The 14409-nt window shown below is 72.2% G+C and carries 12 protein-coding genes; 10 read left to right on the plus strand and 2 right to left on the minus strand.

Annotated elements, in window-relative coordinates:
• Window positions 1-216: 216 nt before the first annotated feature.
• Both RI138_RS25985 and RI138_RS25990 read left to right on the plus strand, forming a co-directional pair.
• Window positions 217-909, plus strand: coding sequence for a response regulator transcription factor (locus RI138_RS25985; protein ID WP_311121829.1), 693 nt, complete (start codon window positions 217-219; stop codon window positions 907-909).
• 18 nt (window positions 910-927) lie between these two features.
• Window positions 928-2322: a sensor histidine kinase gene (locus RI138_RS25990; protein ID WP_311121830.1), complete on the plus strand. Its 1395-nt coding sequence runs from the start codon at window positions 928-930 to the stop codon at window positions 2320-2322.
• A 58-nt stretch (window positions 2323-2380) separates the two neighbouring features.
• Here RI138_RS25990 and RI138_RS25995 read toward each other — a convergent pair whose 3' ends face one another.
• The gene (locus RI138_RS25995) at window positions 2381-3379 is read right to left on the minus strand and encodes a TAXI family TRAP transporter solute-binding subunit (RefSeq protein ID WP_096628512.1); all 999 of its coding nucleotides are present in this window, start codon (window positions 3377-3379) and stop codon (window positions 2381-2383) included.
• A gap of 111 nt (window positions 3380-3490) precedes the next feature.
• Here RI138_RS25995 and miaB point away from each other — a divergent pair, with 111 nt between their 5' ends.
• On the plus strand, window positions 3491-5011 hold the full coding sequence (gene miaB / locus RI138_RS26000; protein ID WP_311121831.1) for a tRNA (N6-isopentenyl adenosine(37)-C2)-methylthiotransferase MiaB: 1521 nt from the start codon (window positions 3491-3493) through the stop codon (window positions 5009-5011).
• A gap of 59 nt (window positions 5012-5070) precedes the next feature.
• Window positions 5071-5790 (plus strand): class III extradiol dioxygenase subunit B-like domain-containing protein, encoded by a 720-nt coding sequence (locus RI138_RS26005; RefSeq protein WP_311121832.1) that lies wholly within the window; start codon window positions 5071-5073, stop codon window positions 5788-5790.
• Between the two features lie 123 nt (window positions 5791-5913).
• Here the strand turns inward: RI138_RS26005 and RI138_RS26010 are convergent, their stop codons facing one another.
• Entirely contained in the window at window positions 5914-6159 is a 246-nt protein-coding gene (locus tag RI138_RS26010; protein ID WP_096628518.1) for an antitoxin, read from the minus strand.
• A 122-nt stretch (window positions 6160-6281) separates the two neighbouring features.
• On the opposite strand from RI138_RS26010, the gene miaA reads away from it, so the two are divergent.
• From miaA to hflX, 6 genes are all read left to right on the plus strand, one after another.
• Window positions 6282-7253, plus strand: a complete 972-nt coding sequence (gene miaA / locus RI138_RS26015; RefSeq protein WP_373558773.1) for a tRNA (adenosine(37)-N6)-dimethylallyltransferase MiaA — start codon at window positions 6282-6284, stop codon at window positions 7251-7253.
• A gap of 107 nt (window positions 7254-7360) precedes the next feature.
• Window positions 7361-7810 (plus strand): hypothetical protein, encoded by a 450-nt coding sequence (locus RI138_RS26020; protein ID WP_096628521.1) that lies wholly within the window; start codon window positions 7361-7363, stop codon window positions 7808-7810.
• Between the two features lie 88 nt (window positions 7811-7898).
• Window positions 7899-8771, plus strand: coding sequence for a diaminopimelate epimerase (dapF, locus tag RI138_RS26025; protein ID WP_311121833.1), 873 nt, complete (start codon window positions 7899-7901; stop codon window positions 8769-8771).
• Between the two features lie 176 nt (window positions 8772-8947).
• Window positions 8948-11203, plus strand: a complete 2256-nt coding sequence (locus RI138_RS26030) for a RelA/SpoT family protein (protein WP_311121834.1) — start codon at window positions 8948-8950, stop codon at window positions 11201-11203.
• An 84-nt stretch (window positions 11204-11287) separates the two neighbouring features.
• Window positions 11288-12733 carry a M1 family metallopeptidase gene (locus tag RI138_RS26035; protein WP_311121835.1) on the plus strand — a complete coding sequence of 482 codons (1446 nt, stop codon included), beginning with the start codon at window positions 11288-11290 and terminating at the stop codon, window positions 12731-12733.
• A 131-nt stretch (window positions 12734-12864) separates the two neighbouring features.
• The gene (gene hflX, locus RI138_RS26040; RefSeq protein ID WP_311121836.1) at window positions 12865-14385 is read left to right on the plus strand and encodes a GTPase HflX; all 1521 of its coding nucleotides are present in this window, start codon (window positions 12865-12867) and stop codon (window positions 14383-14385) included.
• Window positions 14386-14409 lie beyond the last annotated feature (24 nt).

Here is a 14409-nt window from a genome sequence, read left to right on the forward strand (position 1 = left end):
GTCATCAGCGTGGATGCCTGGAGCGGGAGATATGCGAGAGATATGTGAAACGCCGCTGAACGGGGAGCCTCGCCGGGGATCTTGTGGATGAAGCACGCGTTAATGTCGGGCTTCATCCGGTGACGCCCTGCAACGGTTGACGCCATGTGACGGTGGAAGCGGTCACGCGAACGACCCCGAGGAGCCGGACGGCCCGGGAGGACGGAGAGGAGGGTCATGAGACTGCTGCTCGTCGAGGACGACGACCACGTCGCGGCGGCCCTGTCCGCCGTGCTCGCGCGGCACGGGTTCAAGGTCGTGCACGCCCGTAACGGCGAGGAGGCCCTGCGCGCGCTACTGCCCGCCGAGAAGGAGCCCTTCGGGGTGATCCTCCTCGACCTCGGCCTGCCCGATCAGGACGGCTACGAGGTGTGCGGGAAGATCCGCAAGCGCACCGCGACCCCCGTGATCATGGTGACCGCCCGCGCTGACGTGCGCTCGCGCATCCACGGACTCAACCTCGGCGCCGACGACTACGTAGTCAAGCCCTACGACACCGGCGAGCTGCTCGCCCGTATCCACGCGGTCGCCCGGCGCACCACCAGTGGCGAGGACACCGCGCCGACCCCCGCGGCCGCCCTGCGCCTCGGTCCGGTCGCCATCGAGCTGTCCACCCGGCGGGTCAGCGTCGACGGTGCCGAAGTCCAGCTCACCCGCAAGGAGTTCGACCTGCTGGCCCTCCTCGCCCAGCGCCCCGGTGTCGTCTTCCGACGCGAGCAGATCATCAGCGAGGTGTGGCGCACCAGCTGGGAGGGGACCGGGCGCACGCTGGAGGTCCACGTCGCCTCCCTGCGCTCCAAGCTGCGGCTGCCCGCCCTGATCGAGACCGTGCGGGGCGTCGGCTACCGGCTCGTCGCCCCGTCCGCGTAACGGGCGGGTACGTCCCCGGTGCGCGCCCGTCTCCTTCCGCTGCTCATCATCCTGATGGCGGCCATCCTGATCACCCTGGGCCTCCCGCTCGCGGTGAGCGTGGCCGCCGCCGAACAGCAGCGCCTCGTGATCGACCGGATCGACGACACCGCGCGCTTCGCCGCCCTGGCACAGTCCATCACCGACACCTCCCCGGACAGCGAGGAGCGCCGCCGAACCCTCCAGACCGACCTGGAGGTCTACACCTCGGTCTACGACATCCGGGCGGGCGTCTTCTTCCGGGACCACCGGCCCCTGGCGAAGGCCCCCAGCTTCTGGACCCTGCCCGTCGCGGGGGAGGGGCGCACGGCCTTCAAAGAAGCGCTCCTCGGGCGCCGCTCGCACGACCCCCCGCAGGTCTGGCCCTGGCACGACGGCCGGGTCGTCGTCGCCTCGCCCGTCGTGCGCGACGGGGACGTGGTCGCCGTCGTCGTGATCGACTCGCCCACCGGCGAGATGCGGTCCAGGATTCTGCGGACCTGGCTGTTCATCGGCCTCGGCGAGGCCCTGGCCCTGCTGGTGGCGATCGGCGCGGCCGTCCGGCTCACCGGCTGGGTGCTGCTGCCGGTACGGACCCTGGACGCGGCCACCCACGACATCGCCGGCGGCCGGATGCGCTCCCGGGTCGCCGCCTCGGCCGGACCGCCGGAGCTCAGGCGCCTGGCGCGCTCGTTCAACGAGATGGCCGACAACGTCGAGGACGTGCTGGAACAGCAGCGCGCCTTCGTCGCCGACGCCTCCCACCAGCTGCGCAACCCGCTCGCCGCCCTGCTCCTGCGCATCGAGCTCCTCGCCCTGGAACTGCCCGAGGGCAACGAGGAGATCGCCGCCGTGCGCACCGAGGGCAAGCGGCTGGCCCGGGTCCTGGACGACCTCCTGGACCTCGCGCTGGCCGAGCACGCCGAGGCGGACCTCCAGCTCATCGACATCGTCCCGCTCACCGCCGAGCGCGTCGCCTCCTGGCGCCCGATGGCGGAGCGGAAGGGCGTGGGCCTCACCCTGGACGGCGCCCCGGCGGCCACCGCGTGGGCCGACCCCATCGCGCTCTCCAGCGCCCTGGACGCGGTGATCGACAACGCCCTGAAGTTCACTCCCGCCGGACAGGTCGTACGGGTCACGGTCGCCGCTACAGCCGCCGCGACGACCGTCGTGGTAGCTGACCGGGGCCCCGGCCTCACCGAGGCGGAGCTGGAGCGCGTCGGGGACCGCTTCTGGCGCAGCACCCGCCACCAGAACGTCAGCGGATCGGGCCTGGGCCTCTCCATCTCCCGGGTGCTGCTCGCGGCGGGCGGCGGCTCGATCGCGTACGAACACCACGAACCGCACGGGCTGCGGGTGCGGGTCTCGGTGCCCCGCAATCCGGCGCAGGGGTGAGGGGCGCCCGCCACGGGAGGGCAAGCCCACCGCTTCACGGCCGTGGAGTTCTGCGCCCCTACGGCTTCACCGACCGGTAGTAGTCCTTGGCCCCCTCGTGCACATCCAGCGGATCCGTGTAGATCGCCGTCCGCAGATCCACCAGCTGCGCCGCGTGGACCTCACGGCCGATCCGGTCCCGGCTGTTGATCACGGTCCGGGTGAAGGCCTCGGTCAGCGCCGAATCCGTGCGGTCGGTCGTGACGAGCAGATTGGAGACGGCGACCGTGGGCACCGCCTGGCCCTGCTGGGCCAGCGGATAGGCGTCGGCGGGCATCATCGCCGACCGGTAGAAGCGGGTGGGACCGTTCGCCGCCTGCAACTTCGCGACCAGGGCTGCCTCCAGCGGCACCAGCCGGATGTCGAAGCGCTGCGACAGCTCCTGCACCGCGGCGGTCGGCAGCCCGCCCGACCAGAAGAAGGCGTCCAACTGCCCTTGGATCAGCCGGATCGGCATGGTGTCGATGCCCACCGGCACCGGGGTGATGTCCTCGGACGGGTCGAGGCCCGCCGCCGTCAGCAGCCGGTCCGCGATCAGCCGGACCCCGGAGCCCTGCTGGCCGACGGCCACCTGCTTGCCCCGCAGATCGGCGACCGTGCGGACGTCGGAGTCACGGGGGACGATCAGCTGGACGTAGTCGTCGTACAGCCGGACGCAGCCGCGCAGCCGCTGGGCCCCGGGCCTGCCGTCCCGCAGATAGGTGGCCACGGCGTCGGCGGTGGCGATGGTGAAGTCGGCCTCGCCCGTCGCGACCCGGGCGAGGTTCTGCTGCGAGCCCTCGCTGGTCCGCAGCCGTATCGACACCTCGGGCATGTCCTTGGCGAGTGCCCCTTCGAGCCGCTCCCCGTACCGCTGGTAGACGCCGCTGGGCACTCCTGTGGAGAAGGTGAGCGACCCGCTCGGGTCCCCCTCCCGCTGGGGCAGCAGCCACCACGCGAGCAGCCCGAGCACGACCGCGAGGACGGCGCTCGTCTGCGTGGTGCGCCGGAGGCCGAATCGGGACCGAGCGTGGGACATGCGCGCGATCCTGCCAGCTCACCCGCCCCGCTGGCCAGGCCTCCCGGCGAGGCCCGGACCACAGCGGCCGGGAAGGGACGGCCCTGTCCGGCGACCGCCTACCCTTGTCCCATGAGCAGCGGCAACCGGAGCGAAGCAGTGGACGTCCAGAAGAGCTACGAGGTGCGCACCTACGGGTGCCAGATGAACGTCCACGACTCCGAACGGCTGTCGGGTCTCCTGGAGGACGCCGGTTACGTCCGGGCCCCCGAGGGCGCCGACGGCGATGCGGATGTCGTCGTCTTCAACACCTGCGCGGTGCGGGAGAACGCCGACAACAAGCTCTACGGCAACCTCGGCCGCCTCGCCCCCATGAAGACCAAGCGCCCCGGGATGCAGATCGCCGTCGGCGGCTGCCTCGCGCAGAAGGACCGCGACACCATCGTCAAGCGGGCCCCCTGGGTGGACGTCGTCTTCGGCACCCACAACATCGGCAAGCTGCCGGTCCTCCTGGAGCGCGCCCGTATCCAGGAGGAGGCGCAGATCGAGATCGCCGAATCCCTGGAGGCCTTCCCCTCCACACTCCCCACCCGTCGCGAGTCCGCCTACGCCGCGTGGGTCTCCATCTCCGTCGGCTGCAACAACACCTGCACCTTCTGTATCGTCCCGGCGCTGCGCGGCAAGGAGAAGGACCGCCGCACCGGCGACATCCTGGCCGAGATCGAGGCCCTGGTCGCCGAGGGCGTCTCCGAGATCACCCTCCTCGGCCAGAACGTCAACGCGTACGGCTCCGACATCGGCGACCGCGAGGCCTTCTCCAAGCTGCTGCGGGCCTGCGGGAGGATCGAGGGCCTGGAGCGCGTCCGCTTCACCTCACCGCACCCGCGCGACTTCACCGACGACGTCATCGCCGCCATGGCCGAGACGCCGAACGTGATGCCGCAGCTGCACATGCCGATGCAGTCCGGCTCCGACCGCGTCCTGAAGGCGATGCGCCGCTCCTACCGTCAGGAGCGCTTCCTCGGGATCATCGAGAAGGTGCGCGCCGCGATGCCGGACGCCGCCATCTCCACCGACATCATCGTGGGCTTCCCCGGTGAGACCGAGGAGGACTTCGAGCAGACGATGCACGCGGTCCGCGAGGCCCGTTTCGCCAACGCGTTCACCTTCCAGTACTCCAAGCGCCCCGGGACGCCCGCCGCCGACATGGACGGCCAGATCCCCAAGGAGGTCGTGCAGGAGCGGTACATGCGCCTGTCCGCCCTCCAGGAGCAGATCTCCTGGGACGAGAACAAGAAGCAGGTCGGCCGCACCCTGGACGTCATGGTCGCCGAGGGCGAGGGCCGCAAGGACGGCGCCACACAGCGCCTCTCCGGCCGTGCCCCCGACAATCGCCTGGTCCACTTCACCCAGCCCGACCAGGATGTGCGCCCCGGCGACGTGGTGACCGTCGAGATCACCTACGCCGCCCCGCACCACCTGCTCGCCGAGGGCACGCCGCTCGCGGTACGGGCCACCCGCGCGGGCGACGCCTGGGAGAAGCGCACCGCGGCCGCCGCGGCCAAGCCCGCCGGCGTCATGCTCGGCCTCCCCGGCATCGGCGCCCCGGCCCCGCTCCCGGCCGCCGAGGCCCCGGCCTGCGGCGTCGGCTGATCCGTACAGAGGCGACGGGGGCGCCCTGAGCCGTCACCCCGGCCAGTACGCTGACCGGCATGCTTGTCGCCGCCGCCGTGTGCCCCTGTCCGCCGCTCCTGGTGCCCGAGGTGGCCGCCGGTGCCGCACCCGAGCTCGACGCCGCGCGTGACGCGTGCCTCGACGCCCTCGGGGTGCTCGCCGCCGCCCGCCCGGATCTGCTCGTCGTCGTCGGGCCGGGCGACGAGCGGGCCGCCGGGGCCTACCCGGCCGGTGCGCGGGGCTCCTTCCGGGGCGTGGGCGTGGACCTCGACGTGACCCTGGGCGACGGGCCGGGGTACGACGCCCCGGCGGGCCGGCCGCTGCCGCAGTCCCTCTCGGTGGGCGCGTGGCTGCTGGGCCGGGCCCACTGGACGGGCGCCCCCGTCGAAGGGCTCGTCGTGGGAACGCGCAGCAGCGCCGGGGAGTGCGCGGAGACCGGAGGCGCACTGGCCCGGCGCGCGGAGCGCGTCGCGCTCCTGGTGATGGGGGACGGCAGCGCCTGCCGCACGCTCAAGGCGCCCGGCTACCTCGACGAGAGGGCCGCCGGGTTCGACGCCCGGGCCACCGAAGCCCTCGGCTCGGCGGACCTCGACGCCCTCGCGGCCCTCGACGCGACGCTCGGTCACGAACTCCAGGTGGCGGGCCGCGCCCCCTGGCAGCTGCTCGGCGGTGCCGCACGGGGTGCCGGGCTCGCCGGACGGCTGCTGTACGAGGACGCCCCGTACGGCGTGGGCTACGCCGTCGCCGCTTGGTCCTGAACGCACCGGTCCTGAACGCACCGGTTCCGAACGCGCCGGTTCCGACCGCACCGGTCCCGAACGCACCGGCGGCGGGCGCGGAGCACTCGGCTCCGCGCCCGCCGCCGGGCCATGACCACCGCGTCAGGAAGCGGGCGGCGGCGGAGGGGGCGTACCGCCGTCCTTCTGACCCAGCTTGTCCACGGCTTCCTTGGCCTTCCGCGTACCCGAATCGATCTTGTCGCTGTACTTGCCCTTGGTCTTCTGGTCGACCGTGCGCGCGGCCTTCTCCAGGCCCTGCTCGATCTTGCCCCCGTGCTGCTGCGCCAGGTCGCCGACCTTTTCCTTGGCCGGTCCCAGCTTGGCCTTCAGGTTGTCCAGGAACCCCATTGGGTCACCTTCCGTGCAGTGAGGACTGTCCGTGGGAGCGTTCTCCCGCCCCCATTGTCCGTCACCTGTCCGTTTCTGCCGACCCCACGCGTTCGGTGGCCCCGGAAATTCACGCCCGCGAAATGCGCGCCCCGGAAATTTGGGACACTGTCCCGGTGATCCTTCCCGCCCCCGCCCCCCGCGTCATCACCGTCGTCGGCCCCACCGCTGCCGGAAAATCGGATCTGGGGGTCTATCTCGCCCAGCGGCTCGACGGCGAGGTGATCAACGCCGACTCCATGCAGCTCTACCGGGGGATGGACATCGGCACCGCGAAGCTGACGCTCCCCGAACGTGACGGCGTGCCGCACCGGCTGCTCGACATCTGGGACGTCACCGAGGCCGCCAGCGTCGCCGAGTACCAGCGGCTGGCCCGGCGGGAGATCGACCGGCTTCTCGCCGAAGGCCGTACGCCCATCCTGGTCGGCGGCTCCGGGCTGTACGTGAAGGGCGCCATCGACGCCCTGGAGTTCCCCGGTACGGACCCCGAGGTGCGCGCCCGCCTGGAAGCGGAACTGGCCGAGCGCGGCTCCGGCGCCCTGCACACCCGGCTCGCCGCGGCCGACCCGGATGCCGCCCGGTCCATCCTGGCGAGCAACGGCCGCCGTATCGTCCGCGCCCTCGAAGTCATCGAGATCACCGGCAAGCCCTTCACCGCCAACCTCCCCGGCGACCGGCCCGTCTACGACGCCGTGCAGATCGGCGTCGACGTGGACCGCCCCGAGCTCGACGAACGCATCGCCGTGCGCGTCGACCGGATGTGGGAGTCGGGGCTCGTGGACGAGGTGCGGGCCCTGGAAGCGGCCGGACTGCGCGAGGGCCTCACCGCCTCACGGGCTCTCGGCTACCAGCAGATCCTGGCGGCGCTCGCGGGGGAGTGCACCGAGGACGAGGCGCGGGCCGAGACCGTGCGCGCAACCAAGCGCTTCGCGCGCCGTCAGGACTCCTGGTTCCGCCGTGACCCGCGCGTCGTGTGGCTCGGCGGTGGACACCGTGACCGGGGGGAACTCCCGCACCGTGCCCTGACGTTGGTCGAACGAGCGGTCACAGCCTGATCACGTGATGGCATCGGGAAGCCCCGCCCGTCAATTCGGCACCCGTGATCGTGCCATCATCGAGCATCGATCCACCAGTGGAGTCCGAGTTGGGAGGGCGCGTGGCGATGGAGGCCGGCCCTCGCGACACGGAACAGCGCGACACAGAGCACGACGCACCGCCGCCGCGGGAGACCGCGGGGCTGAGCCCCGACGGGCCCGACGAGCAGGACGTGACCCCCGAGGTCGAGGTCGAGCTCCGGCCCGCCCGTCGGCTGCGGATCTGGCAGCTCGCGCCCATCGTCATGCTGGCCGCCGTCGGCTCGCTGATGTTCGCCTTCCCCCTCGCCTTCGAGTTCGGCGACGGCGGTGCCGTGGTCGCCATGCTGGGCCTCCTGATCAGCTGCTGCGCCGCGGGCTGGGGCATGATGGCCGCCCGCCGCGTCGGCCACACCTGGCCGGGTCTGCCCTCCCGGAGTTCGGGTGACCGCCCCGACTGGCGGGTGATCGCCCTGTACGTCGTGACGGGCGCCGCACTCGTGGCTCTCGCCGTCTGGCGCGTCGCCCGACTGCGCTGACGGCCGTACGTCCACGTGCGGGCGCTCGCGCGGCGGAGGTCCGGGGCCGGTCGGGCGGACTGTCGGCGCCGCCTCGTACAGTTGACCTGTGAGCACCTCGCAGATCGCCTTTCTCAAGGGTCACGGCACCGAGAACGACTTCGTGATCGTCCCCGACCCGGACAACGCCGTCGCGCTGCCCGCTTCCCTCGTCGCACGGCTCTGCGACCGCCGGGCCGGCATCGGCGGCGACGGCCTGCTGCACGTCGTGCGGTCCGCCGCGCACCCCGAGGCGCGGGACATGGCGGACGCGGCCGAGTGGTTCATGGACTACCGCAACGCGGACGGCTCGGTCGCCGAGATGTGCGGCAACGGGGTGCGCGTCTTCGCCCACTACCTCCAGCGTGCGGGCCTCGTCGAGGAGGGCGACCTCACCGTCGCCACCAGGGGAGGCCCCAAGCGGGTGCACCTCGCGAAGAATGGTGACGTCACGGTCTCCATGGGGCGCGCCCTGCTGCCCGAGGCGGGCGTCACGGTCAGCGTCGGCGGCCGCAGCTGGCCCGCCCGCAACGTCAACATGGGCAACCCGCACGCGGTCGCCTTCGTCGATGACCTGGACCACGCGGGCGACCTGCTCAGCGCCCCGCCCTTCAGCCCCGAGGGGGTCTACCCCGAAGGCGTCAACGTCGAGTTCGTCGTCGACCGGGGCCCGCGCCACGTCGGCATGCGCGTCCACGAGCGGGGCTCGGGCGAGACCCGCTCCTGCGGCACCGGTGCCTGCGCGGTCGCCGTCGCCACCGCCCGCCGGGACGGCACCGACCCCGCCGAGACCGGCCTCCCCGTGACGTACACGGTGGATCTCCCCGGCGGCACCCTGGTCATCACCGAGCACCCCGACGGCGGAATCGACATGACGGGCCCCGCGGTGATCGTCGCCGAAGGCGTCATCGACCCGGCCTGGCTCGACGACGCCGCGCGGTAGCAGCCGGAGTCGCTTCGCTCGAAACGGTGATCGGTCAGAGCTTCGCTCGAATGGGTGATCCGTTTCACGCTGGGCGAGAGCTGGACTGCGCCACGTGGTGGGCTCGATAGCATCAAGCACCGGCCCCGAGGCGCATCCAGCCCTCGCCCCGCCGGTCGACGTCGGAGGTGCCCCCCATGAGTGCAGAGGCCGCCGATCCGGGCGCTCCCCTTCGCAGGCGGAGCCGCCCCCGGATCGACCTGCGCAGACTGGGCCGGGTGGCACTGCGCGGCCCGGTCTCCCGCGACCGGCTGCCCGACGCCATCGGCCATGTCGCCGAGGCGCACCGCGCCCACCACCCCGACGCCGACCTCACCATCCTGCGCCGGGCCTACGTCCTCGCGGAGTCCTCGCACCGCGGCCAGATGCGCAAGAGCGGCGAGCCGTACATCACGCACCCGCTGGCCGTCACCCTGATCCTGGCCGAGCTGGGTGCCGAGACCACCACGCTGACCGCCTCCCTTCTCCACGACACGGTCGAGGACACAGAGGTGACGCTCGATCAGGTAAGGGAGCAGTTCGGCGAAGAGGTCTGCTATCTCGTCGACGGAGTCACCAAGCTGGAGAAGGTCGACTACGGCGCCGCCGCTGAACCCGAGACCTTCCGCAAAATGCTCGTCGCCACCGGCAACGACGTCCGGGTCATGTCGATCAAGCTCGCCGACCGGCTGCACAACATGCGCACCCTCGGCGTGATGCGCCCCGAGAAGCAGGCCCGGATCGCCAAGGTCACCCGGGACGTCCTCATTCCGCTCGCCGAACGGCTCGGCGTGCAGGCGCTCAAGACCGAGCTGGAGGACCTGGTCTTCGCCATCCTGAACCCCGAGGAGTACGAGAGGACCCGCGCCCTCATCGCCACCGCGACGCGCGCCGACGCTCCCCTGGAAACCATCGCCGACAACGTACGGCACACCCTGCGGGACGCGGGCATCAGCGCCGAAGTCCTCATCAGGCCACGCCACTTCGTCTCCGTGCACCGGGTGCGCAGGAAACGCGGCGAACTGCTCGGCACCGACTTCGGCCGACTGCTGGTGCTCGTCACCGAGGACGCCGACTGCTACGCCGTCCTCGGCGAACTGCACACTTGCTTCACTCCGGTGATCTCCGAGTTCAAGGACTTCATCGCCGCCCCCAAGTTCAACCTGTACCAGTCGCTGCACACAGCGGTCGTCGGCCCCGGGGGAGCCGTCGCCGAAGTCCTCATCCGTACGCACCGGATGCACAAGGTGGCCGAGGCAGGCGTCGTCGCCCTCGGCAATCCGTACGTCCAGGACGGCACCGCCCCCGCCCAGCCGGCCGAGCCGTCCGACGAGCGCGCCGACCCGACCAGGCCCGGCTGGCTCTCCCGGCTGCTGGACTGGCAGGAGTCCGCCACCGACCCCGACACCTTCTGGACCACCCTGCGCGACGACCTCGCCCAGGACCGCGAGATCACCGTCTTCCGCACCGACGGCGGCACCCTCGGGCTGCCCGCCGGGGCCAGCTGCGTCGACGCGGCCTACGCACAGCACGGCGACCGGGCCCACGCCTGTATCGGAGCCCGGGTCAACGGCCGCCTCGCCACCCTCAGCACCGTCCTCAGCGACGGCGACACCGTGCAGCTGCTGCTCGCCCAGGACACCGCCTCGGGCCCCTCGCCCGACTGGCTCGACCACGTCCGCACCCCCGCCGCCCGGATCGCGATCACCGGCTGGCTCACCGACCACCCCGACGAGGCGAAGCCCGACCCGGAGACCGTGGACGCGAGTGGCCCCGGCCCGGGCCGCCTCGGGCCCGGCCCCGGCTCGGCAGGCCCAGGCCCCACGCCCGGCGAGCCCGCCGCCCCCGACCGGGAACGCGGCGCTTCCGAAGAACGCGGCGCTCCCGGACGCGCCGCCCCCCAGACCGCCACCGCCCCGGCCCGCACCCGCTCCGGACCGCGCAGCGCCGACGTCGTCGTCGACGGCCCGGACGCCCCCGTGCGCCTGGCCGGATGCTGTACACCGGTGCCCCCCGACGAGCTGACCGGCTTCGTCGTCCGCGGCGGCGCGGTCACCGTGCACCGCCGGGAGTGCTCCGCCGTGGCCGCGATGCAGGAGATCGGCCGCGCCCCGGTCGCGGCCCGCTGGGCGGACGGAGAACACCGAGGGTCCACCGCGGGCTGCCGGGTCACGCTCGTCGCCGAGTCCTTCGGCCGCCCCCGGCTCCTCGCCGACCTCACCGAGGCCATCGCCACCGCTGAGGCGGCGATCGTCTCCGCCACCGTGGAGCCCCCCAGCGAACAGCGCGTCCGCCACACGTACACCCTCCAGCTCCCCGACGCCGCGGGACTCCCCGCCCTGATGCGCGCCATGCGCGAGGTGGCCGGGGTCTACGACGTCAGCCGCGCCCAGCACCCGGCCCCGGCGGGCTGAGCCGCCACGGACGCCGCGTCCTCGTTCGGGTGGTGCGGCGCGCGGCTCCCCGGCCCGGCGGCCGCGCGCTGATAGCGGTAGTCCATGCCGCTCCTCTCCCGCCGTCTGCGGGCCGCCCTGCTGGCGACCGCCTCGGCCACCCTCGTCGCCGCCGCACTGCCCGCCCCCGAGCCCCTGGGCATCGGTGACCGGCTCTTCCCCGAGCTGGGCAACCCCGGCTACGACGTCCTCGCGTACGACATCGCCCTCACGTACCACGGCAGCAACACGAAGCCGCTGGACGCCGTCACCAAGATCAGCGCCCGCACCACCGCCCCGCTGGACCGGATCAACCTCGACTTCGCCCGGGGCACCGTCCTGGGCGTCGAGGTCAACGGGCGGTCCGTCGACTTCGGCAGCAAGAACGAGGACCTCGTCCTCCAGGCGCCCCGCCGCCTCCCCGCGGGCGCCCCGCTGAACATCACCGTCCGCCACACCAGCGACCCGGCCGGAGCCGCGGACGACGGCGGGTGGGTCCGTACCGCAGACGGACTCGCCATGGCCAACCAGGCCGACGCCGCCCACCGGGTCTTCCCGGGCAACGACCACCCCTCGGACAAGGCGTACTTCACCTTCCGGATCACCGCTCCCCGCAAACTGACGGCGGTCGCGGCCGGTCTGCCCACCGGAAGGACCCGGCACGGCTCCACGACCACCTGGACCTACCGCACCGAACACCCCATGGCCACCGAACTGGCCCAGGTCTCCATCGGCAGCTCCGCGGTCCTGCACCGCACCGGACCGCACGGACTGCCGGTGCGCGACGTCGTCCCGGCCGCCGACCGCAAGCGGCTGGAACCCTGGCTCGCGAAGACCCCGGCCCAGCTGGAGTGGATGGAGGAGCAGGTCGGCCGCTACCCCTTCGAGACGTACGGGGTGCTCGTCGCCGACAGCCCCATCGGCTTCGCCCTGGAGACCCAGACGCTGTCCCTGTTCGGGAGGTCCTTCTTCACCGAGCCCGCCTACCCCGAGTGGTACGTCGACTCCGTGATGATCCACGAGCTGGCCCACCAGTGGTTCGGCAACAGCGTCTCGCCCGCGACCTGGTCCGACCTGTGGCTCAACGAGGGACATGCCAGCTGGTACGAGGCCCGGTACGCCGAGGAGCACGGCGGCGGAACCCTGGAGCGGCGGATGCGTGAGGCGTACAAGCTGTCCGACGGCTGGCGGGCGGACGGCGGCCCTCCGGCGCATCCGGACGGCCCGGCCCCGGGCCAGAAGCTCAGCCTGTTCCGCCCGGTCATGTACGACGGCAGCGCCCTGGTGCTCTACGCCCTCCACCAGGAGATCGGCGTGGCCGCCTTCGACCGCCTGGAGCGCACCTGGGTCCGGGTGCACCGGGACTCCACGGCCACCACCGCGGACTTCACCCGGCTCGCCTCCGGCATCGCGGGCCGGGACCTGACCGCCTTCTTCGACGGCTGGCTGTACGGGAAGACGACGCCGCCGATGCCCGGGCACCCCGACTGGACCAGTGCGAAACCCGCGTGACGGGCGCGCCGGGGCCGTGCCACTATCGACGCGTCGGCGCGGCGGACCGCACCGGGATTCCCGGGAGGGAATCATCCGGGGAGATCACACGTTGTGACTGACGTAATGACTTCTATCGACGTAAGGATCCAATGACCTCCTCTTCTTCCCTTCCCCAGGACGCGCGGAACGCGCAGAGCGCCACGGAGAACACCACCGAGAGCCTCACCGAAAGCCTTCGGGCCGACGCCCTGATGGAAGAGGACGTCGCCTGGAGCCAGGAGATCGACGGAGCACGGGACGGCGATCAGCTGGACCGTTCCGAGCGTGCCGCCCTGCGGCGCGTGGCCGGCCTCTCCACCGAGCTTGAGGACGTCACCGAGGTCGAGTACCGCCAGCTGCGCCTGGAGCGTGTCGTGCTGGTCGGTGTCTGGACCTCGGGGACGGTGCACGACGCGGAGATCTCCCTCGCGGAGCTCGCCGCACTCGCCGAGACGGCGGGCGCGCAGGTGCTGGACGCGGTGTACCAGCGGCGCGACAAGCCGGACCCGGCCACCTACATCGGTTCGGGCAAGGCGCTGGAGCTGCGTGACATCGTGCTCGAATCCGGTGCCGACACCGTCGTCTGCGACGGTGAGCTCAGCCCCGGCCAGCTGATCCATCTGGAAGACGTCGTCAAGGTGAAGGTGGTCGACCGGACCGCGCTCATCCTCGACATCTTCGCCCAGCACGCCAAGTCCCGAGAGGGCAAGGCGCAGGTCTCCCTGGCCCAGATGCAGTACATGCTGCCGCGGCTGCGCGGCTGGGGCCAGTCGCTCTCCCGTCAGATGGGTGGCGGCGGTTCCAGCGGCGGTGGCGGCATGGCCACCCGTGGCCCCGGTGAGACCAAGATCGAGACGGACCGGCGGCGGATCCGCGAGAAGATGGCGAAGATGCGCCGGGAGATCGCGGAGATGAAGACGGGCCGCGAGATCAAGCGCCAGGAGCGCAAGCGCAACAAGGTGCCCTCGGTCGCCATCGCCGGATACACCAACGCGGGCAAGTCCTCGCTGCTCAACCGTCTGACCGGGGCCGGTGTCCTGGTGGAGAACGCCCTGTTCGCCACCCTGGACCCGACCGTCCGCCGGGCCGAGACGCCGAGCGGCCGTATCTACACCCTCGCCGACACCGTCGGGTTCGTCCGGCATCTGCCGCACCACCTCGTCGAGGCGTTCCGCTCCACCATGGAGGAGGTCGGCGAGTCCGATCTCATCCTGCATGTGGTGGACGGCTCCCACCCGGTGCCGGAGGAGCAGCTCGCCGCGGTGCGCGAGGTGATCCGGGACGTCGGCGCGGTGGACGTACGCGAGATCGTCGTGATCAACAAGGCGGACGCGGCTGACCCCCTGGTCCTCCAGCGGCTGCTGCGCAACGAGAAGTACGCGATCGCGGTCTCGGCCAGGACCGGCGCCGGGATCGACGAGCTGCTCGCGCTCATCGACGCCGAGCTGCCCCGCCCGTCCGTCGAGATCGAGGTGCTCGTGCCGTACATCCAGGGGGCTCTGGTCTCCCGGGTGCACGCCGAGGGCGAGGTGCTCTTCGAGGAGCACACCGCCGAGGGCACCCTGCTCAAGGCCCAGGTCCACGAGGAGCTGGCCGCCGAGCTCGGGACCTTCGTCCCCGCCGCGCACTGACCCGCGCGGGACCCCGCGAATCCG

The sequence above is a fragment of the Streptomyces durocortorensis genome (genome assembly GCF_031760065.1).
Lineage (GTDB): Bacteria > Actinomycetota > Actinomycetes > Streptomycetales > Streptomycetaceae > Streptomyces.